Consider the following 24,432-nt stretch of genomic DNA (forward strand, 5'->3'; position numbering starts at 1 on the left):
AACAGGACCGGAACAGGGCTCGTTCTGCCGGCGGCGGCGCGCCGAACGAGCCCGACATGGGACAACGTCCGTGCGTCAGCGGGCGCACGAACGTTGTCGGGACAAGGCGATGGCCGCTCGCTCAGCCAAGTCGTGCGAGTTCGTCGGCCAGCACGCCGACGGTGTAGGCGATCTCCTCGGAGGTGTGCTCCGCCGTCACGAAGAACCGCAGCCGGGCCTGCTGCTCCTCGACGGCCGGGTGGACGATCGGGCACACGCTGACGCCGCGGTCGTACAACGCGTTGGCCAGCACGAAGCTGCGCATGGAGGAGCCGACGATGCAGGGGACCACCGGTGTGTCCCTGCTGGCTCCGATGTTGATGCCGGCATCCGACGCGAGCATGGCGAACAACTTCGAGCGCTGCCGCAGCACGGTCAGCCGGTCCGGCTCGGCCCGCAGCTGTCGCATCGCGGCGAGCGCGGCGGCCGCGTTGGCCGGTGTCATGCCCACGCTGTACACGAAACCCGGCAGGGTGTAACGGAAGTAGTCGATGAGCGCGCGGCTGCCGGCCACGTATCCGCCGCAGCTCGCGAACGCCTTGGACAGCGTGCCCATCCAGATGTCGACGCCGGCGCGGTCCACGCCGAAGTGTTCGCCGATCCCCCCGCCGCTGGTGCCCAGCACGCCGATGCTGTGCGCCTCGTCGACCATCAGCATCGCGCCGTGCCGCTTCTTGATCCGGAGGAGCTCCGGCAGGTCGGCGATGTCGCCGTCCATGCTGTAGATGCCCTCGACGACGATGAGCACCCGTCGGAACTTCCGGCGCGCGCGGCCGAGCAGCTCGTCCAGTGCGGCCAGATCGCCGTGCGGGAAGGGTCGGCGGGTGGCGCCCGACAGCCGGCAGCCCTGCAGCACGCTGTCGTGCGCCAGCGCGTCGTGCACCACGAGATCGTCGGGCCCGAGCAGGTGCCCGATCACCGTGACGTTCGTGGCGTGGCCGCTGACCAGCGTGAGCGCGGCCTCGGTGCCCAGCAGGTCGGCGATCGCGCCGTCCAGCTCCGCGTGCAGCGGGCGATCACCGGACAGCATCCGGGCCGCCGAGACCGACGTTCCGTACCGGTCGAGCGCGTCCTTCGCCGCGGCGGTGACGGCCGGATGCCCGGACAGTCCCACGTAGTTGTAGCTGGAGAAGCAGATCAGGTCGGTGCCGCCGACCCGGGTGCGGCTGGCGTTGATCCCCTCGTGCGTCACGAAGTACGGGTTGCGCAGGCCCAGGCGATCCACGAGCTGGACCCGCTGCGCGGACTCGACGATCTCGGGGAACGCGGCCGGGTCGATGTTCTCCAGCGGCGGCTCCGGCGCCTCCTCGACCGGCTCGGTCCGCACGGCCGGCACGTCGATGACCTGCGGCAGTTCTGGCTCACGACGGTCGCGCTGCGCGTCGACCAGCCGCACGAGATCGTCCACCGTGACCTCGGCCGACAGCTGCTTGCCGTCCATCGGCAGTTCGGGCCACAGCTTGCGGATGACGGTGCCGAGGTCGGCGATCATGATCGAGTCGAACCCGAGATCACGGCCGAGCGACTGCTCGCCCCGCAGGTGCTCCGGCGGGTACACGCTGATCTCGGCGATCGCGGCGAGCACCTGGTCCCGGATGGGTGGTGCGTCCCGTGCGGGCGCCAAGGCGTTCGTGTGCTCGACCTTGGTGAGGGTGCGCAGCACGGTGAGCACCTCGTTGAGGAGGTTGACCAGGTCGTTCACGGGATAGTCCTCCGGTGGGTCGACGATGGTGGGACGGACGTCGCCCGGGGAGGCGACCGGCCGGACGCGCCCGCGCGGCGGCCGATGACGCGACGCGGTCCGGATCGAGTACGGCTGAGCGGCCAGCGGGGAGGACGGCAGCGTGGCCAGGTCGCGTTCGCCGTCGCCGAACAACGGCAGCAGATCCACCGGCAGCCCGAGCACGGCCAGCCGGACGAGCCCGGACAGGAAGACGCGGCCGTCGTCCGGTTCCGACTCCAGCGCGACGAAGTGGCAGCCAGTGGCGTCGGCGATCGACCGCCGGGCCATGGCGAGCAGTCCGTTCCCGCCGAAGACCTGGACGAAGACGCGGGCGCCGCTGTCGGCCACGGCCTGGCTGGCCGCCGCGAACCGCACCGGCGACGAGACGGATCGCTGCCACCAGCCGCGCAACTCGTCCAGGTCCGTGCAGCGCCGGCCGCTGACCGTGGAGACGAGCACCCGGCCGGAGCGCAGCGGCAGTTCGGCGATCCGCTCGGCGACCAGCTCGTCGGCGTCGGCCACCAGCGGCGAGTGGAACGCGTGCGAGACGCGCAGCGGCACCGCCGTCACCCCCGCTTCGGCGCAGCGCTCGGTGAGCATCGCCACCGCGCCCGCCGAGCCGCTGCCGACGACCTGCTCCGGGTGGTTGAAGCAGCCGGGCCACATGCCCTCGATCCCGGCGGTGAGCTCGTCGAACCGTTCCTCGGTGCTCTGCACGGCGACCATCCCGCCCGCCCCCCGGCTGCCGCCGTTGGCGATCGCCTCGCCCCGGTGCACCAGGAAGTCGATGGCGTCGACCGGGTCGAGCAGCCCGGCGGCGACCGCGGCCGGGAATTCGCCGACGCTGTGGCCCATCGTGATGTCGGGGCGGACGCCGAACTCGGCGAGCAGCGCGGTCGTCGCGATGCCCAGCGCGCCGAGGGCCGGCTGGCAGCGGCGGGTGTCGGTGAGAGCCGTCTCCGCGAGCTCGGGGGCGGATTCCCACCCCCACAGCAGCGACGCGAACGACGTCCCGGTCGAGGCGTGGACGCGGTCGTCCAACCGTTCGATCTCGCCGCGGAAGCTGCGGAAGCCGTGGTAGAGGTCGCTGAGCATGCCGACGCGCTGCACGCCCTGCCCCGGGTAGAGGAACGCCACCTGGCGTTCCTGCTCGGCGAGCGGCGCCGCCGCGGCGTGAATGCCCCGGCCGAGATCGCCGGCCTCGCCCGCGCGCAGCGCCGCCGCGGCGGCGCCGAGCAGATCGATCAGCTCGCTGCGGCCGGTCGCGACGAAGGCCACGCGCGCCGGCAGCGGTGCGCGAGTCGCCAGGGTGTACGCGACGGAGGACGGCGTCAGTCCGGGGTCGGCCACGATCTGTTCGCGCACCGCGGTCACATGCTCGGCGAGCAGCTCCAGCGAGTCGGCGGTGAGCAGGAACGGCACCGGCCGGTCGGCGCGTACGGCGGACCGCGCCGGCGCCTCCTCCAGCACGACATGGACATTGGTGCCGCCGAAGCCGAACGCGCTGACCCCGGCCCGTCGCGGGTGTTGCGGTCGGCTGCGCCAGGGCAGCGCCCGCTCGGCGATCGTGAGCCTCGCGCCGTCCAGCAGCGCGGCGTCGGGAATCGTCTCCGGCTGCGGCGGGATCGTGGCGTTGTGCAGCGCCAGCACGGTCTTGACCAGCCCGGCGATGCCGGCCGCCGCCATCGTGTGCCCGATCAACGCCTTGACCGAGGACACCCGGCACTCCGCGGCGCCGTGGTCGGATTCCTCCGCCCGCAGCGCGCCCAGCGCCTTGAGCTCCACCCGGTCGCCCACGACGGTGCCCGTGCCGTGTGCCTCGAAGAACTCGATCGTGTTCGCACTGACGCCGGCGTCGCGGTAGGCGGCGCGGAACGCCGTCAGCTGGCCCTCGACCCGAGGTGTCACGGGACCCTCGGACGCGCCGTCGTTCGACGTGCCGACCCCCTTGATCACCGCGTAGACCCGGTCGCCGTCGCGCACCGCGTCCGCCAACGGCCGCAGCACCACGACGGCGCCGCCCTCGCCGAGCACGAATCCGTCGGCGCGCTCGTCGAAGGGACGGCACACCCCGTTCGCCGACACCGCGCCGACGCGGCACAAGCTGACCAGGGCGTCGGGTGTGAGGTTGAGAAAGACACCACCGACCAACGCGACTGTGCAGGTGCCGGCCCGCAGATGGTGCACGGCCTCGTGCAGCGCGACCATCGCCGACGAGCACGCCGAGTCAACGGCGAACGCGGGACCGCCGAGGTCGAAGACCGAGCTGACGGCGCATGCCGCCATGTTCGGCATCGTGCCGGGCAGCGAGTACGCCTGGATCGGCGCGAGCGCCCCCTGCGCCGCGTCCTGGACGGCGGCCAGCAATGCCTCGTCGTCCTGCCCGCGGTGCAGCGACCCGTCGGCGAGCAGCATCGCGCGCAGTCGGGTCGAGGCGAGATCCTGGTAGTCGGACTGGTTCAGGCCGACGAACACGCCGGTGTGCTCCCGGTCGAACGGGCGGCGCTCCCATCCGGCGTCCTGCAACGACTCCCGCGCGAGATCGATGAACAGCCTGTGCTGAGGATCCATCGCGATGGCCCGCCGGGGCGGGATGTTGTAGTGCAGGGTCGCGAACCGCTCGACATCGTCGAGGAAGGCGACCTGATCGGTGTAGGCCGCGTGCGGAGAACGGCGATCGTGTGGATCGTAGAAGGTCTCGTGTCGCCAGCGGTCCGGCGGAATCGTGTCGAACTGCCGCTCCGCCTGGAGAATCACCCGCCAGTACTGCCCCACATCGGCCGCGCCCGGAAACCTACACGCCAAACCGACGACAGCGATGTCGCTCACGCGGCCACCCTGCCCAGACGCCGAATCCGTTGCTCTGCCCGGCAAACCGAAGTCGCGAGTCGGCGCGCGACCTCGCCACGATGAAGATCCACGCCCACAGTCTGTTGCCGGTGACCGGCCCGCAAAAGGGGGCCATACATCTGGCCCCGTACTCATTCTACAGCCGTGCTCGCATTCTCGGCCGTATCCCCGAGACGCCTCGTGTCACCGTCAGCCGAACACCTCCTTTCGTATGAGGCGCCGGGTGCGCACTCCCGACTGCTCACACTTGTCGACGATTCCCAGGTTCCACTGGTTGGCAGTGCCCTCCAAGAGGCCATACCGGTGGCCACCTCGTCGGCCGCCCCGGACCCGCCGAGGGTGAGACGCGGTCGCCGTCGACCGTCCCGGCGCCCGCCACCCCATGGCACCGAACGTCCACAAAGGACCACACGCCGGCCGGCGCCGGCCGGACCGACGCGCCTGACGCAACATCGAATTTCCCCAGAAGACAAATGACTGTAGCAAGACTTTCCCCGCCGCGGCGGGACGATCGTGGCCACATTCCGCCATGGTGCGGGAAAGACAGCCGCGCACCGCTCCGGACCCGAGTGTCGATCAGCGTCGTCGGCGCTACCGCGCCGATGACGTGATTCGGCCGCCGAAAACGCGAATCGGCCAAGTGCGCCCGTTGACGGGCCAGGATTTGCCCCCTAGCGTTCGGCCGTGATTCACCGGAGTCAACCAGGCGGCGCGCCGCGGTCGGCGACCCGCTGAACCGGCAATGGCGGAAGTCGACCCCGGTGACGCCGCCGTTCATCCAGCGGATCCCTTGGTGGGCAGCGTGACAAAACCAGCAGACTCGTCGACACGGCGGCGGACGGGCAACATGCCGGCCGAGGTCACCAGCTTCGTCGGCCGCCAGCGGGAGATCGCCGACGTCAAGCGGTGGTTGTCGCAGCGTCCGCTGGTCACGCTCACCGGGGTGGGTGGCGTCGGCAAGACCAGGGTCGCCCTGCGCGCCGCCCGCGAGCTGCGGCGGTCCTTCACCGATGGGGTGTGGCTCGTCCAGCTCGCCGGGCTCCACGATCGCGGCCTGGTGGCGCACACGGTGGCAGCGACGCTGAAGGCATACGACAACACCGGACGGGAGGTGTCCGCGGTCCTCGCCGACTACCTGCGCGATCGCCGACTGTTGCTGGTGTTGGACAGCTGCGAGCACCTGGTGGACGCATGCGCCCGGCTCGTCGAGGCAGTGCTGGCGGCCGCGCCGGGACTGCGCGTGCTGGTGACCAGCCGGCAGCCGCTGCGGACCCCCGGAGAACACGTCCTGCCCATCCCACCGCTGACGACCCCGAACCCCGAACGGCCGTTGCGACCGGACCAGGACAACCGTTACCCGGCCATGACACTGTTCGCGGCCCGGGCGGCAGCCGCGGCGCCGGACTTCGAACTCACCTCGGCCAACTGGGCTCAGGTCGCGCTGCTGTGCCACCGACTCGACGGGATCCCGTTGGCGATCGAGCTGGCGGCGGTGCGGGTACGCGTGCTGGGGCTTCGCCAGATCCTGGACCGCATGCAGGACCGCTACCAGTTGCTGATCACGCGGCGCTGGGGCGGGTCGTCGGGCCGGCACCGGGCGCTGCTCGCGACCGTCGAGTGGAGCTACGACCTGTGCACCCGCCAGGAGCGACTGTTGTGGGCCAGGGCATCCGTCTTCGCCGGGAGCTTCGACCTGCGGGCGGCGCAAATGATCTGTTCCGGCGACGGCATCTTCCCCGACGAGGTCTCCGACGCGGCGGCGGGACTGGTCGAGAAGTCGGTGCTGACCTGCCAGCGCGGACCCGATGGCCGGCGCTACCGGATGCTGGAGACGTTGCGGCAGTTCGGCGCGGACCGGCTGGCCGCGGACGAGGAGCGACTGACGTTGCGCCGCCGGCACCGCGACTGGTTCCTCCAGGTGGCGCGGTCCTGCGAGCGGGACTGGTTCGGCCAGGACCAGGAGCGGACGTTTCGCCGCACGCACGAGGAAAAGGACAACCTCCGGGCCGCGCTGGAGTTCTGCCTCACCGCACGGGGCCAGTCCCAGATCGGGCTGGGGCTGGCCGGCACGCTGTATTTCTACTGGGTTGGCTGCGGCTTCCTGGCCGAGGGGCGCCGCTGGCTGGACCGGGCCCTGGCACTGGACACCAGCCCGAGCCAAGCACGGGCCAAGGCGCTGTGGGTCAACGCCTACCTGTGCATCCTGCAGGGCGACTTCGCCGCCGCGATGCCGATGCTGCGCGAGTGCCTGGCCATGTCGGAGGTGCTTCGCAGCGACCTGCCGGCGGCGTACGCGGTGCACCGGTTCGGCTGCGTCGCCCTGTTGACCGGCAACCACGTGCGCGCCCAAGCGCTGTTCGAGGACGCGATCCGCCGCTACGCCGCGCTCGGTGAGCTGAACAGCAATGTGATCATGGCTTGGATCGAGCTGGCCATGGTCTCCGCGTTCCGCGGCGACCTCGACGGGGCGGTCGAGCTCTGTCTGCGGACGCAGCGCGTCTGCCTGGCGCACGGCGAGCGGTGGGCCTACTCCTACGCCCTGTACGTGTTGGCCTTCGCGGCGTGCACCAGGGGCGACCTGAGCGAGGCGATCCGTGACGCACGGGAGTGCGTCCGCATCAACCACATCTTCCGCGACCTCGTGGGCATCGTGCTCCCCATCGAGCTGCTCGCGCTGTTGGAGGCGTTGACGGGTGCGGCGGACCGAGCGGCGGTGTTGCAGGGCTCCGCCCGCACCATCTGGTCGTCGGTCGGTCTTGCCCTTTTCGGCTCGAACTACTTCAACGCCAGCCATGACACCTGCCAGGAGCTCGCCCGGAACGCGCTCGGGGACACGGGGTACGAGGCTGGCTTCCGCCAGGGCACCGAACTCACGCTGGACGAGGCGGTCGCCTACGCGCTGGGTGACACGACGCAGAGCATCGAGGACGACGCCGAGCAACCGGTAGCGCCGCCGGCGACACCGCTGACCAAACGCGAGTTCCAGGTGGCCAGACTCATCGCCGACGGACTGTCCAACAAGGACATCGCCGGCCGCCTGTTCATCGCCGTGCGCACCGCCGAGGGCCACGTCGCACACATCCTCACCAAACTGGGCTTCACCTCCCGCGCGCAGGTCGCCGCCTGGGTCAACGAGTGCCGGCCCGCGCACTGAGCGCCCGTCAGCTCGGCGGCGACAGCTTCCTGTTCCGCGCGGTGAATCCGGGGTGGCGCACCGATCGCCTCATGTGTACCGGCTCAGCTCGTGGAAGAAGTCGTCGACGACGCGTAGCTCGCCGCTGCGCGCCACCTCGTCGTAGACGTACTTGCCCAGCACCACGTCGAGCACGCCGAGGCCGAACGGCGAGAACACCAGCGGCCGGTCCACCGGCAGGCTCACCCGTCCGTCCATCACGTCGTCCAGCGTGCCGCACAGGAAATCCCGATTGCCCGCCCGGCGCTCGGCCAGCGCCATCGAGGTGTTGGTCGTCAGGCAGTGCTCGACGTCGTCGACGATGTTGACCGAGGCGAGCACGATCTCCGGCGTGAGATCGCGCTGGGACATGTGCAGCACCAACGGGTTGTGCTCGAACCAGGACAGGTCGCCGACGTGCGGCCTGGTGGCCACGGTGGCGAAGACCACCACGTCGCTGGTCCGGATCAGCCGCTCGGCGCTGTGGTGCTCGGTTATCCGGCCGGCCGCGCCCGATCGCTCGAGGTAGCCGCGGAAGCCGGCCACGCTGTCCGACGCCGGGTCGTACACGCCGGTCTCGTCGAACGACCAGCCGGTGGCCGCCAGGTAGGTGTGGATGTAGCGGGCGATCAGACCCGTCCCGAAGAACCCGATGCGCGCTGGGCGCGGCCGGGCGCAGCTGAGCCACTCGGCCGCCAGTGCCGCCAACGCCGCCGTCCTGGTGGCGCTGATGATCGAGCCTTCCATGCAGGCGAACGGGTAGCCGGTGTCGTGGTCGTTGAGAATCAGCACGGCCGACGCGCGCGGGAGGCCGGCCGCCACGTTGCCGGGGAAACTGGAGATCCACTTCACGCCGTCCACCCCCACCTGGCCGCCGATCGACGCGGGCAGCGCGGTAATCCGGCAGGACGGCCGGTCGGGCAGGCGCAGGAAACAGGAACGTGGATTCTCCGTGCTGCTACCGAAGCAGTGCAGCCGATAAGCGTCGTCGATCACCTCGACGACCTGGTCCTCGCACCCCGTCAGCACCCGCTGCACCTGTGCGCCGGAAATCACGGCGAACGTCGGCGTGCTGGCGGGTGCGGAGACCGGGCAGGTCATGGCAGCGGGGTGGATTCTGGTCATCCGTTACTCACCCGCACCGGGTCGCCATAGTGCTCTTTGGCCCCGCGCTCTCCTGTGTCGGCGGCGAGGCGGGGCTGGGGACCGGTTCTCATGGGCCTCACACCTTCTGAGGTCGGGGATTGGTGTTCATCGGGAAGCCAGCAGCTGGGCCAGGTCGGCGAGCACCGGGTTGCGGGTGACGTCACCCAGGGACACCGCGCGGTCGAGGCTGATCACCAACCGCACCGCCGACAGCGACGTGCCGCCCCGGTCGAAGAAGTGGTCGTGCCGGCCGATCTGGTCCGCTCGCATGCCGAGCGCCTTCGCCCACGCGACCGCCAGCCGCCGCTCGGTCGGCGTGCTCGGCGAGTCGCGATCCGGCTCGGCGGCGGCGTGCTCCGCGGCGCGCGTCGCCAACGTCCTTCGGTCGATGGTGCCGTTGGCGGTCAGCGGCAGACTCCGCAACCAGTGGAACGCTGCGGGAACCATGTGCTCGGGCAGCGACTGCGCCAGCCGGCCCCGCAACACGTCGGCATCCACCGGCGCGGGTCCGTCGTAGTAGGCGATCAGATGGTCGCTCAGGTCGTTGCGCCCGGCGACGACCACCACGCCCGCACGGACACCGGGCGCCCGCGACAGGACCGTCTCGATCTCGCCGATCTCGACTCGGCAGCCACGGATCTTGACCTGATGGTCACGGCGACCGAGGAACTCCAGCTTGCCCTCGGGGAGCCACCGGCCGTAGTCGCCGCCCCGGTAGAGGCGTTCGCCCTCCCGGTGCGGATCGGTCAGGAACGCCGACCGGGTGCGCTCCGGATCGTTGACGTAGCCCCGGCCGACGCAGACCCCGGAGAACACGATCGCGCCGGGGGCGCCGAGCGGCACCGGCGACAGGTGCTCGTCGACCACGTAGGTGCGAATGTTGTTGACGCACCGACCGAGCGGGACGCGGTCCCCCGCCGGCGGCGCGGTCATCACCTCGTGGTGGGTGTCGTCCGAGGTCTCGGTCGACCCGTACGCGTTGACTAGACTGATCCCGGGTTGGGCGGCGAACCAGCGCCGCGCGAGGTCCGTGCGCAACTCCTCGCCGGTGACCGACACGAATCTCAGGTCCGGCAGCGAGCGAGGGGTGTGCTCCAGCCAGGTCAACACGACGTCGAGGTAGAACGGCACGACCTGGAGCACGGCGACCCGACCGCGCACGATGGTGTCCACGAACCGCTCGACGTCCAGGACCGCCTCCTGCTCGACCAGCAGGGTCCGCCCGCCGACCAGTAGCGCGGACAGCAGCTGCCAGAGCGAGATGTCGACGCACTGGGGCGCGGTCTGGGCGACCACCTGGCCCGCGGCGATCCGCAAATCGTCGACCTTGGCGTAGAGGTGGTTGAGCATGCCCGCGTGCTCGCACATCGCGCCCTTGGGCTCGCCGCCGGAGCCGGCGGTGAAGTAGATGTAGGCGAGTTGCTCCGGGCCGACATGCACGCCGAGGTCGCCCTCGGCGTACGGCTGTCCGCAGGCGGCGTCGATGAAGATCAGTTCGACTCGGGACAGCGTGTCGAGGTCGTGGTCGAGCGAACAGGTGCTGCCGAGTTCGGTCAGCACGAACCAGCAGTCGGCGCGGCGGAGCATGGCCGTGACGCGGTCGGCCGGCAGATGCGGCTCGATCGGCAGATACACGCCACCGGCCTTGAAGACCGCGATGACGGCGGCCATCCAGTCCAGGTTGCGCTCGGTCACCACCGCGACGACGCCCTCGCGGCGCAGCCCGCGCGCCAGCAGGGCTCGCGCCAGCCGGTTGGCCCGGGCATTGAGCTCCCGATAGGTCAGCCGCCGGTCGCCGTGCACGACGGCGACGGCGTCCGGGTGCATCCGCACCCGCCCCTCGAACAGCTCATGGAACCGGCGGTTCGGCAGGGTCCGGCGCGGACCGGCGAGTTCCTCCAGTTGGAAGCGGTGCTCCTCGGCGGACAGCAGACTCTGCGGCCCGTGCTCGGCATCCGGATCGGCGGCGAGCAGCATGAGCGCGGTGCGATGGTAGCCGGCGATCCTGGCGGCGCAGTCGGCGTCGAGCACATCGGTCCGATACCGCAGCCGCAGCACGACTTGCTCGCGCTCGCGCACGACGCCCACCCGCAGTGCCGTCCGGCCGGTGAGATCGCCGTCGCCGGTCGGATCGAACACGACCTCGAACGGCTGCTCGGCCACGCCCAGCTCGCGTGCCCACTCCTCGACCGCGAAGTCCTTGTGCGCCAACAGCTCCGACTCAACACGCCGGACGTCGCGCAGCAGCGCCCGCCAGGTGTCCCGTTCGATCGCCAGTCGACAGGGCAACGGCGGACGGCCCGGCGCCGCCACGTAACCGGTCACGATCTCCCGCTCCCCGCACAGCGCGGCAAGCACCTTGGCATGGGCCGCCAGATGCACCGCACTCGCCGGCACCGCCAGCTGATCCGCCAGCCGGCCCAGCGCGGTCGCGACGTCCTCGGGGATCGTCGAGTCATGCTCGGCGACACCCGTCTCCGGCGTGCGAGTCCAGCGTGGGATCGTGGTGGAGCCGCCGGCGAGCAGCACGCCGCGCCAGAATTCCCGGCCGGACTCCGTTGGCGTTGCCATCGCCTCTTCCTTCCGTCACGCCGAGCAGCCGCCAGACGGTGTTCTTGAACGAGGTGCCGTTGCCAACAGTGCGGTAGTGGTCGGGCAGCTTCCAACGGACTCCGTCACAGCACAGACCACAACGCCCGCCACTTGTGATCGGGTTGCATCGCGGTTGTGGACGGCGCAACCCGACACGAAGCGGCGCACCGCTGGCCGAAGTACGCCATCGTCGTGGTCTCGTCGTGTCGACGGTCTGTCTTCCCCTGGGTTGGCACGGGTAAGTTGCACCACTTGAGCCAATGCGTTTGGCGGCCAAGACGGGGTGGACGATGCCCGAGGGGCTAGACATAGGCGTCCTGGGACCGGTGGAGGTGGCCGGGCCCGGCGGTCGGGTCGACCTGCGCGGAAGGGGGCAGCGCACCCTCATCGCCCGGCTCGCGACGCAACCCGGGACCACCATGTCCCAGGACGCGCTCGTCAAGGCGCTGTGGCCACAGACCCCACCGCCGACCGCGGTCAAGACCCTGCACAGCCACATGGCCCGGCTCCGCCAGCAACTGCGGCAGGCCGGTGTCGTCGATGCCATCGCGACCCGGGATCCCGGTTACGTGCTGCTGGCCAAGCCGGACAAGATCGACGCCATCCGGTTCGAGAGCCTGGCCGTGGCCGGGCGCAACGCGTTGGCCATGGGCAAGAACGAGCTGTCATCGGGTCTGCTCCGCGCGGCGCTCACGCTGTGGCGCGGCGAGCCGCTGACCGACTGCCGGCCGGGCGAATGGTCCCGCGCCGTCGCCGTCCGGCTCGGCGAGATCCGGCTCGCCGCCTCGGAGGACCTGATCAGTGCTCGGCTCGCGCTCGGCGAACACGTCACCGCCGTCGGCGAACTGGAATCGCTGGTCACCCAGCACCCGTTCCGGGAACGCCTGTGGGAACTGCTGATCCTCGCCCTGTACCGATCCGGGCGGCAGGGCGACGCGCTTGCCGCCTTCCACCGTGCGCGCGCCACCCTGGTCGACGAGCTCGGCATCGAGCCGAGCCGGCAGCTGCGCCAGTTGGAAGTCGCCGTGCTGGCCGCGGATCCCACGCTTGACCTGTCGGCGGCGGCGACCATGCCGGTCGCCGGCCGTTCCCAGCACCGCGTGCCGGTGCCCCTGACCCGGCTCGTCGATCGTGCGGCGGACATCTCGAGGACACGGTGGCTGTTGGACCAGCGGCGCCTGGTCACGCTGACCGGTCCGGGCGGGTGCGGCAAGACGCGCTTGGCCATCGCGGTGGCCTCCGGATACGAGACGGACGAGGTCGGCTTCGTCGATCTGACGTCGCTGACCGATCCCACCCTCGTGCCGCGGTCCGTCGCCGATGCCTTCCGGCTGCCCGAGCACGCGGGCAACGGCGTGCTCGACACCGTGGTCGACCATTTCCGCGATCGGACGACGCTGCTGGTCCTGGACAACTGCGAACACCTCGTCAGAGCCTGCGCGCAACTCGTCCGCGTTCTGCTGTCCGTCTGCCCGGGGCTGCGCGTGCTGGCAACCAGCCGCGAGCCGCTGCACGTGCCCGGCGAATCGGTCTACACCCTGCGACCGCTGCCCACACCCGACCCCGACGCCACGTATTCCTTCGACGACCTGGCCTCCTATGACGCGGTCCAACTGTTCGTCGACCGGGCCCAGGAGGCCGGCGCCCACATCGAGAAGGACCGCGCCACGGCACAAGCGCTGGCCACGATCTGCGCGAGTCTGGACGGCCTGCCGCTGGCCATCGAACTGGCGGCGGCCCGCACGGCGGCGCTTCCGGTGTCCCGCATCGCCGAACACCTGCGCGACCAGTTCCTCGCGCTGTGCTCCGGCGGCCACGGCGCCCGCCCGCAGCACCGAGCCCTGCATGCGACCATCAAGTGGAGCTACGACCTGCTCACGCCCGACGAGCAGGCCCTGTTCCGGAATCTCGCGGTGTTCGCCCGAGGTTTCGAGCTGCCCGCCGTGGAGGCGCTGTGGCCGCACGACAACGCGGTGGACCTGTTGGGCCGGCTGGTCGAGAAGTCGTTGGTCACCAAGGAGATCGACACCGCGCGGTACCGGCTGCTGGACACCATCCGGCACTTCGCGGCCGAGCAGCTCACGCACGAGGAACGCGCGCAGGCCCGGCGTCTGCATGCCGAGTACCACCTGAAGCTGGCCGAGCAGGCGGAACGGCAACTGTTCGGCGCGGGCACGGCGCCGTGGCTGGAGCGACTCGCCGCCGAGCACGAGAACCTTCGGGCCGCGGTGACATGGACCCTCGCCCAGCCCGACCCGACCCTGGCGCTGCGGCTGACCAGCGCGCTGATCGGCTACTGCCGGCTGCGCGGCCACCACCGGGACTGCCGCGACTGGCTGACGGCCGCGCTGGAGCACGGCGGACAAGCGCCCGCGACGTTGCGCGCCAAGGCGTTCGCCGGCGCGGCCGCCGTCACTCTTCTCCAGTGTGACTACGACCCCGCCGTATTGCTGGCCGAGCAGAGCCTGATCCTGTACGAGTCCGATGGCGACCAGCGGGGCCTCGCCTCCGTCCGCTTGCTGCTCGGCTCGATCTGTCGGGAACAGGGCGACTACCCGCGCGCGCTCGACTACCACCAGTCGGCGCTGCGGAACTTCCAGCACCTCGACGACGAGCACGGCATCGCGCACGCCCTGCAGCTGAGTGCCTTCACGGCATGGCTGCAGGGCGATCTCGACGCGGCTGAGCGGTGGGCCTACGAGAGCCTGCAACGCTCCCGGAAGCTGGGCGACGCCGAGTCGACGTCAAGCGCGCTCAGACACCTGGCCGCCGTGGCGCACTACCGCGGCGACAACACTCTGGCGTATCGGCTGTTGCTCGAAGCCCGCGCGATCTCCGAGCGGATCGGGTGTCAGGAGGGCATCGCCTGGGCACTCAACCTGCTCGGTCTCGTCCACCGCGCCACCGGATCAACCGAGGCCGAGCCGCTGCTCGAACGCAGCCTCGCCGGGCACCGGGAGTTGGGCGACCGGTGGCGCACGGCCAGCGTGCTGGAGGCGCTGGCCGCGCTCGCCTGCGACCGGTCGGCGTGGACCCGCGCGGCCACCCTGCTGAACGCGGCCGCCGAGATCCGAGCGGCGCTGGGCGTCCCCGTGCCGCCCTGCGAATGCCCGCTCCTGCGCCACACGCAGGCCGCGCTCAGCGCGGCGGAGATCTCGCGGCCACGTGAGTGCGGCGGCTGACCCCGGTGGTCCTGCCAGGGCTCCCCGCCCACTCGTCGGTCGATCACCCGCCCGGCTGGATCGGTCGCATCATCTCGTTGTCCTCGTGATCCAGGATGTGGCAGTGCATGACGTAGCGGCCCGAGATGTCGAACCGCGCGTCGATTCTGGTGATCTCGTTCGGGTAAGCGATCACTGTGTCCTTGACCCCGGTCTCCCCGCTCTCCGGGCCACGGCCGGGCCCCCCGCCCGCGAGCGGTTGGCGGCCGGTGACGCGGAACTGCACCTGGTGCAGGTGGATCGGATGCGCCTCCCCGGTGAAGTTGGCCAACTCCCAGGTCTCGGTGGTCCGCAGCGCCGGCCGTTCCGTGACATCGTCCGCCCAGGTCAACGGTTTCGGCGTCCCGTCGGCGGCGACCGTGCCGAGCAGGTACGACACCGCAGCCGCCGGGTTCGCGGTGGAATGCCGTTCGGTCAGCGAGATCCGCCACGTGCGGCGGGACTGGCCGAGCGACGGCAGCCGCGGCAGGGACAGCTGGGCCGGGGGCACGCTGGTGTCGCGTGTGGACTGTTGCGTGACGACGAACTTCATCACCTGCCCGGTCGTCGCCGGATCGGCCGGGGTCAGGCCCTTGCCGGGGGAACCGCCCATGAACATTCCGTCGGGCCCCTCGTTGATGAGGAAGAGTTCGGTTCCGGCCGGCAGGGAGGTGAAGTCGACGATGACGTCGACGCGTTCCGCCGGCGCGCACAGCAGTTGGTCGGTCTGCACCGGACGGGGCAGAAATCCGCCGTCCGCGCCGATCTGCCAGCACGGCAGCGCCGCCGGCGCGGGCCGCGGGGCCAGCGGGTTGGCGACGATCTTGAGCAGCAGGGTGCGCGCGTTGCACGCGTTGAGCAACCGGAACCGGTAGCGCCGCGGTTCGACGGACAGGACCGGCCAGGTGCGGCCGTTGACGACCATCGTGTTGCCGAACGTGTCCGGGTTCCAGATCGGCGGGATGTCACTGGCCGGGACGAACGGGCCGGCCGGCGGGACGTCCCCGCTGAACGCCCGGCCGTCGGGGAAGAAGATCGAGCCGTCCCGGTTGAAGGAACGGTCCTGCACCACAAGGGAAAGCTCGTGGTATCGGATTCCGGGACGGTCGTCGGCTCCCGGCGCGGGGCCGGGGAGCACGCCCGGCGGCAGGTCGCGCGCGCCGCCCCGGAGCAGGTAGAACCCCGCCAGGCCGGCGTGGACGTTCAGCCGCGACATGCCGAGCGTGTGGTCGTGGAACCACAGGGTTCCCGCGGACTGGTCGTTGGCGTACCGGTACACGGCGGTGCCCGGCGACCACTCGGCGCCGAACTGGTCGGCGGCCATGGCGCGGTGGCGGTCGTGCGAGGACCCCACCCTCGCGTATCCGCCGGGAATGTCCCAGGCCGGCGGAAGGTACCAGGACTCGGGATAGCCGTCGCTCTCCTCGGTGACGTGCGCGCCGTGCAGGTGGGTCACGACGGGCACCGGCCCGGTGTAGGGACCGGGGGTCGAGGCGAACGTCGGGTGGGAGTCCCGTCCCTGCCGGCCACCGGGCGGGTTGGCCCAGTGCAGGGTCGGATCGACCGGAAGCAGGTGCGGCAGGAATCGGCCGCTGCCGTCGACGAGTTGGTTCGCCCACATCACCTGGACGGGACGACCCACCCGCGCCTCGATGGTGCACGCCGGGCTGTGGAACGTGGCGGGACTCCGCGGCGATCCGTAGCCCCAGACAACGGTTTTGGGCAGGTTGAGCGGCAGAACCTGTTGGGAGAACTGCCGAATACCGATCAGGTAGTAGTCGACGCCGCCGTACGACGACCACATCGGCATCGCGGGCAACGCCGCCAGTCGGGTCACGTACTTCGGGATCGTCCGGGGATCCAGGGTGCTGCCGGCAACCACGGTGGAACTGCCCTGAGCGGCGAGAACGCGCGAGGTCAGCGGCATGGAAACCGCGGTACGCAGTAATGAGCGCCGACTTAGTCCGTTGGCGACGATTCGATTTTCGGGCATTGGCCTTCCTGACGCGCGCCGTTCGACGCTCGATCGTGGCTGGTCAACGATCGAGCGTGAGTGGAACGAGATCGAGCACAGTGGAACAACGAGCCTTGTACTGGGTTGGAGCAATGATCAACCTCCACGGAGGTTAGCGACACCGCCCCGCACACTGAAGACAATTCACCCTTCCAAGTGACCCAATATTCCCGTTTTTCCTGCTGACGGTTTTGCCGCCGGCATGCCGCATGTGTGGCTCAACCCACCCGGCCCGCGTCCGCGGCGCCGCCGACGCGGATCGCCCGTCACCCGAATGGCGGGACAGCCCTCCACATGATCATTCTTGCGACACGAACGGCCTAATCGCTGGCCAATCGAACCTCGAATTCATTTCTCGCGGCCAATTTGCGACAGTGGCGAACCGTGGCCAAAAAGCAACAATTCGAGCATGAAGATTGTGGCGAAGCTGGCAGGGTTTTACACTGAGAGAGTTCAGCGACGTGACGCTTGAACGGGGGTGACCACAGCCAATCGCGCACATGCGCGAAGGCGTTTACCGCAGGCGAGTGTCAATCGCCGAGCACTACTAGTCGCACCACTCCCGCAGTCGACACGCCCCCATTTCACGTACTGGCGGGCGGGTATTCAGCTGGTCGGTTGTCGGCCCGGTTTCCGCGAGGAGGTCGCGGTGTCGAACATGCAGAACGGCATGACAGGTGCCGTCGACGGGACAACAAAGAGAGTGATCATCATCGGGGCCGGGGTAGCCGGCCTGGTGGCCGCGTACGAGCTGGAGAAACGCGGGCATCTTGTCGAGATCCTGGAGGGAAGCAACCGGATCGGCGGCAGGATCTACACGCACCGGTTCCATTCGGGGCCGGACGCGCCACTCATCGAACTCGGTGCCATGCGGATTCCCGTGAAGCACCGGCGCACGATGCAGTACGTCACCAAGCTCGGTCTGGCCGACAAGGTACGCACCTTCAGCACGCTGTTCTCGGACGCCGATTCCTACTGCACGACCAGCGGCGGTTACACGCGTGTCCGCGATGCCGCGAAAACGCTGACGGCGGACTTCGCACGGAGTCTGCCCGACGGGAGGTTCAGCGACGACACCATCCGTTTCGGCGCGTGGCTGACGGCGATCGGTGACGCCATCGCACCGTCCGACTTTCGCGACAGCCTGCGCGGCGATCTCCGGCTCGAACTGTTGGAGCTGATCGAGCAGTTCGATCTGAGCCCGTTCCTGCGCGGCAGCGACCACGACCAGGTCGACGTGCACGCCTTCTTCGCGGTCCACCCGGAGGTCCGGATGAGCCACAACGGGCGACTCAATCGTTTCCTGGACGACATTCTCAGCGAGACCGGCCCCGACCTCGTCCGCCTCAGCGGGGGGATGGACCAGATCATCCGACGGCTGGCGGCGCGGATCCGTGGCCCCATCAGCTGCGGCCAGGAGGTGGTCGGCCTCGACTCGTGCGAGGACCACGTCACGGTCGCCGTTCGGGACGGCAACCACATCACCGGCCGGCGCTGCGACTACGTGCTGTGCACCATCCCGTTCTCGGTGTTGGCCAGGCTGCGGCTGACCGGGCTCAGCGAGCACAAGATGGCCGTGATCCACGACGTGAGGTACTGGTCGGCCACGAAGATCGCTTTTCACTGCCGGGAGCCGTTCTGGGAGAGCGACGGGATCTCCGGCGGCGCGTCGTTCTGCGGCGGCAACCTGAGACAGACCTACTACTGCCCCGTGGAAGGGGATCCGGCGGGCGGCGCGGCGCTGCTGGCCAGCTACACGATCGGTGCCGACGCCGACGCGCTCGGCCGGCTGCCCGCCGCCGTCCGGCACGCGGTCGTCCTCCAGGAGCTGAGCAAGATGCACCCCGAGCTGCTGCGCCCGGGCATGGTTCTGGACGCCGTGAGCCTGGCCTGGGGACGGTACTGGTGGAGCGAGGGAGCCGCCTGCGTCCGCTGGGGCAAGGACATCCACGCCTGCGAGCGGGAACGGAGACGGGCCACCCGTCCCGAACGCCGCCTGTTCTTCGCCGGCGAGCACTGCTCGTCGACCACGGCGTGGATCGAGGGGGCGATCGAATCGGCGGTCCGGGCGGTGTACGAGATCCACTTCCACCAGCCCCGACGCCTTGTGCCCGTGGGCGTTCCGCGTCTGGAGGTGGTGACCGAATGAGCGTGTTCGACACACCGCGCCTGCACTTCGCGGGCACGGCGACGGCGGGGCTGCTCACCGGGATCCGCAACGGCCTGGTCGACCTGGCCACCAACGAGGCGCTCACGGAGGACGGACCGTTTCCCGCGCACCACCCGGCCCAGGAGTACCACGACTACCTGCACCGCCTCGGACCACGCTTCGACGCGGCCGGCCACCTCCGCGAGGACGGCGTGTTCAGCGCGGCGAAGGGGTGGAACTTCGGCGGGAACGGCCACTTCTCGATCGACGCCCGGATCGTCAGCTGCGAGGTCGCGCCGGCCGACGTCGACGTCGCGGACCCGGTGGTGGGACGCAGCGTCGACATGTGGGGCCACTACAACCCCTATCTGGCCACCACCGTCAACCGAGCCCGGATATTCGACGTCGACCCGTCCTCGAACTGGACCACCAGCCTGATGGTCGGCCAGTTCTGCTTCGGCCGCGCGGGGCGTTCCCACGACGTCGGCTACATGCTCACCGGCGAGGTGAGCGGGATCCATCCGCCGCGATGGCACAACTTCGACCACATCCTCGACATCAGCGACCACTGCCTGGCGCGGGAGCTCAAGCTGTCCACCCTCTACCAGTTCGTGGTCGAGTCCGGCGACGGGCTGAGGTGGCTGGACGAGGCGTCGGCCTCGCCGGTGGTCACCCTCCTGCGGGCCGCCGTGGTGTCCGGCGCGGCCGACGGCCTGGTGGTCCAGTTCGCGGTCAGCGACATGTCCGCGCCGCAGGCGCCGGACTCGCCCGGCCACTGGGCGCTGCGCGGAACGATCGCGCCATGGCGGAAGCCGGAGCCACGGACGTATCCGGCCGGACGCCTGCTCGTCCCGCGACGGACGGGGCTGGGCAACATGACCGTCGACGTGACGGCGGACCACGTCACGCTGAACATGATCAATGCGGTGCCGGCGACCGGCCGCGCCGACGACGGCGGTCCCGCCCACCGGCGCGGTCCACTGCTCGACCTGGGCGACTGGGAGTTGCGCACCGTCGACGGCCATCAGCTCGTCGCCCGCGTGCCGGCCGCGGCCTACCTCGCCGACGGGGCGCTCACCGGCGGCATGCTGACGGTTCCCGCGCAGGCGCCGTCTCCGGCCGACGAGCAGGCGCTGTGCGTGGTGGGCACGGATCCGTCGGGCGCCCGCGCGGTGCTGCTGGTGGAACGGGAGACCAACGTGCAGGCCGACGACGCCGGCCTCATCCTCGACCACCTCGGGGACGGCGGCGGCAATGTCGAGGTGCAGATCCGGTCCCTGGTCCGCGGCCGCCCGCACGCGGTCGAGGCGATCCACGTGCGGCAGTTCTTCAATCCCCGGGCGCTCCCCCGGGATCCCCTCGCCACGTCGCCGGACGCGCTGCCCGGGGACATCGAGATCGTGCGCCTGCGTCCCGGCCGGGCGGACGAGCCGGGAGACTTCGCCGGCAGCTGCGTCGTCAGCACCGACGACGAGGGCCGCGGCTGGCTGACGATCCGAGGTGCTCGGGCCGGGGCGGCCCGGGTGCAGCTCCGCGCCCACGCCGAGGAATCGCCGTGCGACACCACCCGGCCGGGATCCGCCAGCGCCTGCTACGACAACGACGATCTGCTCGGCTACTGGGCCGGTGCGGGTTCGCTGGCCGTGCGGGTGCTCCCCGACGATCGGCGTCTCGACGACATCGCCCAGGAAGACGTGACGTACGACCTGGTGTATCGCGAGGTGTTCGCGTTCTACGAGCTGACCGGCTCGTTCATGCGCTCCGAGGTGTTCAGCCTCGCCGACCGGTTCGCGGTGCGCACGTATGCCGACCTGATCTGGCAGATGTGTGATCCCAGCACCAGGACGAAGACCTACCACATGCCGCCGACGCGGGACCTGTCCGCGCCCAAGGCGCGGCTGCTGCTGCGATTCCTCCGCGCCTGCCGCGCGGTCGAGAGCGTGCCCACGTTCGTCGCGGCGACCGGGCCGGCACGCAAGGCGATCACCAGCCGCGGTGAGCTCGTCCACGCGCTGCGGGACGCCGTGACGCTCGAACTCGCCGTGATGGCGCAGTACCTCTACGCGGCGTTCTCGATACCCACCCACGCGGCCGGCACGGAGCACGTGCGCCACGGCCGGTGGTCACCCCGGCAGCTGGCGCTCGCCTGCGGCGACGGCGGCCAGACCCGCGACGGCGGCATGCGGGGCAGCCTGCTCACCGTGGCCCGTGAGGAGATGATCCACTTCCTCGCCCTCAACAACATCCTCACGGCCATCGGGGAACCGTTCCACGTGCCGCTGATCGACTTCGGCACGATCAACCACCAGCTGCCGATCCCGCTGGACCTGTCGCTGGAGCCGCTGGGCGTCGGCAGTGTCGCGAGGTTCATCGCCATCGAGCAGCCGGCTCGACTCGTCGAGGAGGTCGGCCGGTGCGGACCGGCGTCGGCCGAGTCCGATGTGGACGAACGCTACGGCTCGGCGAGCGAGCTCTACGCCGACATCCGGGAAGGCCTGCGCCGGGTGCCGGACCTGTTCCTGACGGGCCGGGGCCGGGGCGGCGGCGAACACCACCTCTTCCTGCGCAGGTCGGTCAACGACGTCCATCCCGACTACCAGCTCGAGGTCGACGACCTCGCCAGCGCCCTGTTCGCGCTCGACGTCGTCACCGAGCAGGGCGAGGGAAACGTGCTCCCCGCGACCGGCCCCGGCGCCGGGGAGAAGTCGCACTTCGACACCTTCCGGTGGATGTACGAGTGCCTCACGGCCGAGCAGCTGTCGGGCCCGCCCGGGCGGTCGGCGCCGTGGACCCCGGCCTACCCCGCACTGCGCAACCCGACACTGCGCGCGGGCGACGCGGCCAAGGAGTTGGTCACCGATCCCGCCGCCGCGGAGGTCATGCGGCTGTTCGACCGGGCCTACTTCATGGCGCTCCAGTTGATGGTCCAGCACTTCGGCGAGTCCCCGGACGCCAGCCTGCGCCGTTCCGCGTTGATGAACCGGGCGATCGACGTCATGACCTGCGTCATGCGGCCGCTGGGCGAACTGCTGACCGCCATGCCGTCCGGCCGCCGGGGCCGGACCGCGGGGCCGTCGTTCGAACTGGAGTCCGTGCCCGGGTACGTGTCCCGGCCGGACGTGGCGCGACGCGGCCTCGCGCTGCGCTTCCGCCACCTCGCGGCGCGCGCCCGCGCGTGTTCCGCCGTCCCCGTCGACGTGACCGAGGCGCTGGACTTCCTGGCCGACTTCTTCGGTCCACACACCACGAATGGCGAGTGAGTGCCATGACACAGCGAGTTCCGCGCCCCTTCGATCCCCTGGACTGGCCGCCCGAGGACATCGCCGACCCGTACCCGATCTACCGCCGGTACCGGGAGATCGACCCGGTCCACCGGGGTCGGTCGAGCCCCGACGGGCGGACGAGGTGGTACGTCTTCCGCTACGAGGACGTCACCCGGGTGCTGTCGCACCCGCACTACGGACACCACGTCGCCCCGTTGCTCACCGGCATCCCGCCGGAGTGCGAGAACCTGTGGCGGCTGGTCGGCAACTGGCTGGTTTTCATGGACCCGCCACGACACGGCCAACTGCGGTCGCTTCTCGCCGGAAGCTTCTCGACCCGTGTCGTGGCCCGACTGCGGCCCCGCGTGGCGGAGATCGCGCGCGAACTGATCGCGGACATCGGGCAGCGGTCCACTCTCGACCTGATAGACGACTTCGCCGCTCCGCTCCCGATCCTGGTGATCTCGGAGCTGCTGGGGGTCCGCCAGGGCAGCCGGGAGTGGCTCCGGGAACGGGCCGTGTCGTTGCAGAAGGCCAGTTCCGGTCGGGCCCGCGACTACCGGCGGGCGGAGAACGCGGCGACCGAGCTCAGCGACTTCTTCCGCTGGGAGGCACGGCGCAGGCGGCACGATCCCGATGACGACCTGATCACGGCGCTGGTCAAGGCCGGCGAGTGCGGGTCCGTGACGGAGGACGAGATCACCGCGACGTGCGTGCACCTGCTCACCGCCGGACACGAGACGACGACGAACCTCATCGGCAAGGCGGTGCTGGCCTTGCTCAGAAACCCCGCCGTGCTCGACGAGTTGCGCGCCGATCCGGCGCTCCTGCCGTCCACTGTGGACGAACTCATCCGCTACGACAGCCCGGTTCAGATGGTGACCCGCTGGGCGTACCGGGACGATGTGCTGCACGGGCGTGACATCCACGAGGGCGACACCGTCGTGCTGGTGCTGGGTTCGGCCAACCGTGATCCGCTGGTCTTCCCGGAGCCCGACGAGCTGCGGCCGCGCGGGCGTTCGAGTCGCCACTGCGGATTCGGCGGCGGTGTCCACCGCTGCCTGGGTTCCGCGCTGGCACTGGCGGAGGCCGAGATCGCGATCGCCGTGCTCTTCGAGTGCCTGCCCGGGCTTGCGCTGACCGACAAACCGGTTCAATACGCCGAGGACATGGTCTTCCACGGCCCACAGCACCTCGTTCTCGGCACCTGTGGAGGGAGTACCGATGCATGACACCGACCAGCGCGAGGACCACGCCTACCGGCTCATCCAGCTGGCTGAGGGGTTCGGTGCGGCTCGGGCCGTGCAGCTCGCCGCCGAGCTCGGGGTCGCGGACCTGCTCGCCGACGAGCCCCGCGGGGCGGCGGATCTCGCCGCCGCGGTCCCGGCCCATCCCGACGCCCTGTACCGGCTGCTTCGCGCGCTCGCCAGCGTCGGAGTGTTCGTCGAGGTCGAGCCCGGATGGTTCGGACTGACCCCGGTGGGTGAGCGGCTGCGCGCGGACCATCCGCAGTCGCTGCGATCCTGGGTGATCTTCCAGGGGTTGCTCAACACCGTCTACGCGAACGCCGCGGACAGCATCCGGACGGGCGCGGCCACCACCGCGAAAGTCTTCGGCGAGCCGTTGTTCGAGCACCTGCGCAGCCACCCCGAACACCGCGCGCTGTTCAATGCCGCGATGGCCGAGCAGAGCCACGTGATCAGTGAGACGCTCGCCCACTACTACGACTTCTCTCGGGCGCGCCAGATCGTCGATGTCGGCGGTGGGAACGGCGCCTTCCTCAGCGCGGTCCTGCGGGCCAATCCGGAGCTGACCGGCGTGGTCTACGACCAGCCCTACCTCGCCGACGAGGTCGAGCGGCAGTTGGCCGCCGCCGGGCTCGCCGACCGCTGCGGCTTCCTGCCCGGCGACTTCCTCGACTCGGTCCCGGCCGGCGCGGATCTGTATCTGATGAAGGGAATTCTGCACAACTGGTCCGACGACGACGCCCGCGCCATCCTCACCAACTGCCGCCGGGCGATGGACGCGCACGGCCGGCTGCTGCTCGTCGACTGGGTGGTGCCCACCGGGAACGCGCCGCATCCCAGCAAGTTCCTCGACCTGACGATGCTGTTCGTCTACGGCGGGCGCGAACGCACCGAGGCCGAACACACCTGGCTGCTCGCCGAGGCCGGCCTGCGGCTGGCCCGTGTCGTCGGGCCGCCCTCGATGTTGAACGTGCTTGAGGCCGTGCCGTGCTGATGCCGCGCGTTCCGCGCGGGGCTCGGCCCCTCTGGGGCCGGCG

General features: G+C 70.4%; 10 protein-coding genes. 6 read left to right on the plus strand and 4 right to left on the minus strand.

Going from position 1 to position 24,432, the window contains the following annotated elements:
- Positions 1-121: 121 nt before the first annotated feature.
- Complete coding sequence (locus tag JJ691_RS32465; RefSeq protein WP_211763396.1) at positions 122-4,591, minus strand: type I polyketide synthase; 4,470 nt, start codon at positions 4,589-4,591, stop codon at positions 122-124.
- Positions 4,592-5,414: 823 nt separating this feature from the next.
- On the opposite strand from JJ691_RS32465, the gene JJ691_RS32470 reads away from it, so the two are divergent.
- Entirely contained in the window at positions 5,415-7,766 is a 2,352-nt protein-coding gene (locus JJ691_RS32470; protein ID WP_211763397.1) for an ATP-binding protein, read from the plus strand.
- Between the two features lie 69 nt (positions 7,767-7,835).
- On the opposite strand, the gene sbnB is transcribed toward JJ691_RS32470, so the two are convergent.
- Both sbnB and JJ691_RS32480 read right to left on the minus strand, forming a co-directional pair.
- Entirely contained in the window at positions 7,836-8,909 is a 1,074-nt protein-coding gene (gene sbnB / locus JJ691_RS32475; protein ID WP_249227155.1) for a 2,3-diaminopropionate biosynthesis protein SbnB, read from the minus strand.
- Between the two features lie 126 nt (positions 8,910-9,035).
- The gene (locus tag JJ691_RS32480) at positions 9,036-11,501 is read right to left on the minus strand and encodes a non-ribosomal peptide synthetase (protein ID WP_211763398.1); all 2,466 of its coding nucleotides are present in this window, start codon (positions 11,499-11,501) and stop codon (positions 9,036-9,038) included.
- 311 nt (positions 11,502-11,812) lie between these two features.
- Here JJ691_RS32480 and JJ691_RS32485 point away from each other — a divergent pair, with 311 nt between their 5' ends.
- Positions 11,813-14,704, plus strand: coding sequence for an AfsR/SARP family transcriptional regulator (locus JJ691_RS32485; protein ID WP_211763399.1), 2,892 nt, complete (start codon positions 11,813-11,815; stop codon positions 14,702-14,704).
- A gap of 43 nt (positions 14,705-14,747) precedes the next feature.
- On the opposite strand, the gene JJ691_RS32490 is transcribed toward JJ691_RS32485, so the two are convergent.
- Positions 14,748-16,649 (minus strand): multicopper oxidase family protein, encoded by a 1,902-nt coding sequence (locus tag JJ691_RS32490; RefSeq protein WP_211763400.1) that lies wholly within the window; start codon positions 16,647-16,649, stop codon positions 14,748-14,750.
- 745 nt (positions 16,650-17,394) lie between these two features.
- Here JJ691_RS32490 and JJ691_RS32495 point away from each other — a divergent pair.
- From JJ691_RS32495 to JJ691_RS32510, 4 genes are read left to right on the plus strand one after another with little or no spacing between them, the layout of a single operon-like run.
- Positions 17,395-18,885: a flavin monoamine oxidase family protein gene (locus tag JJ691_RS32495; protein ID WP_249228299.1), complete on the plus strand. Its 1,491-nt coding sequence runs from the start codon at positions 17,395-17,397 to the stop codon at positions 18,883-18,885.
- Positions 18,882-22,145: a ferritin-like domain-containing protein gene (locus JJ691_RS32500; protein WP_211763402.1), complete on the plus strand. Its 3,264-nt coding sequence runs from the start codon at positions 18,882-18,884 to the stop codon at positions 22,143-22,145. Before JJ691_RS32495 ends, JJ691_RS32500 begins: the two co-directional genes overlap by 4 nt.
- Positions 22,146-22,150: 5 nt before the next feature.
- Positions 22,151-23,380 carry a cytochrome P450 gene (locus tag JJ691_RS32505; RefSeq protein ID WP_211763403.1) on the plus strand — a complete coding sequence of 410 codons (1,230 nt, stop codon included), beginning with the start codon at positions 22,151-22,153 and terminating at the stop codon, positions 23,378-23,380.
- Positions 23,373-24,389 carry an acetylserotonin O-methyltransferase gene (locus JJ691_RS32510; protein ID WP_249227156.1) on the plus strand — a complete coding sequence of 339 codons (1,017 nt, stop codon included), beginning with the start codon at positions 23,373-23,375 and terminating at the stop codon, positions 24,387-24,389. The genes JJ691_RS32505 and JJ691_RS32510 overlap by 8 nt, the downstream gene beginning before the upstream one ends.
- The last annotated feature ends 43 nt before the right edge of the window (positions 24,390-24,432 follow it).

Origin of the sequence: Kutzneria sp. CA-103260, assembly GCF_018263855.1 — a bacterium.
Classification (GTDB): Bacteria; Actinomycetota; Actinomycetes; order Mycobacteriales; family Pseudonocardiaceae; genus Kutzneria.

What these genes read in the sequence shown, in the direction of transcription:
- sbnB (WP_249227155.1), bottom strand. Translation starts at nt 8,909, where the DNA reads ATGACCAGAATCCACCCCGCTGCCATGACCTGCCCGGTCTCCGCACCC.
- JJ691_RS32480 (WP_211763398.1), bottom strand. Translation starts at nt 11,501, where the DNA reads ATGGCAACGCCAACGGAGTCCGGCCGGGAATTCTGGCGCGGCGTGCTG.
- JJ691_RS32485 (WP_211763399.1), top strand. Translation starts at nt 11,813, where the DNA reads ATGCCCGAGGGGCTAGACATAGGCGTCCTGGGACCGGTGGAGGTGGCC.
- JJ691_RS32490 (WP_211763400.1), bottom strand. Translation starts at nt 16,649, where the DNA reads ATGCCGCTGACCTCGCGCGTTCTCGCCGCTCAGGGCAGTTCCACCGTG.
- JJ691_RS32495 (WP_249228299.1), top strand. Translation starts at nt 17,395, where the DNA reads ATGCAGAACGGCATGACAGGTGCCGTCGACGGGACAACAAAGAGAGTG.
- JJ691_RS32500 (WP_211763402.1), top strand. Translation starts at nt 18,882, where the DNA reads ATGAGCGTGTTCGACACACCGCGCCTGCACTTCGCGGGCACGGCGACG.
- JJ691_RS32505 (WP_211763403.1), top strand. Translation starts at nt 22,151, where the DNA reads ATGACACAGCGAGTTCCGCGCCCCTTCGATCCCCTGGACTGGCCGCCC.
- JJ691_RS32510 (WP_249227156.1), top strand. Translation starts at nt 23,373, where the DNA reads ATGCATGACACCGACCAGCGCGAGGACCACGCCTACCGGCTCATCCAG.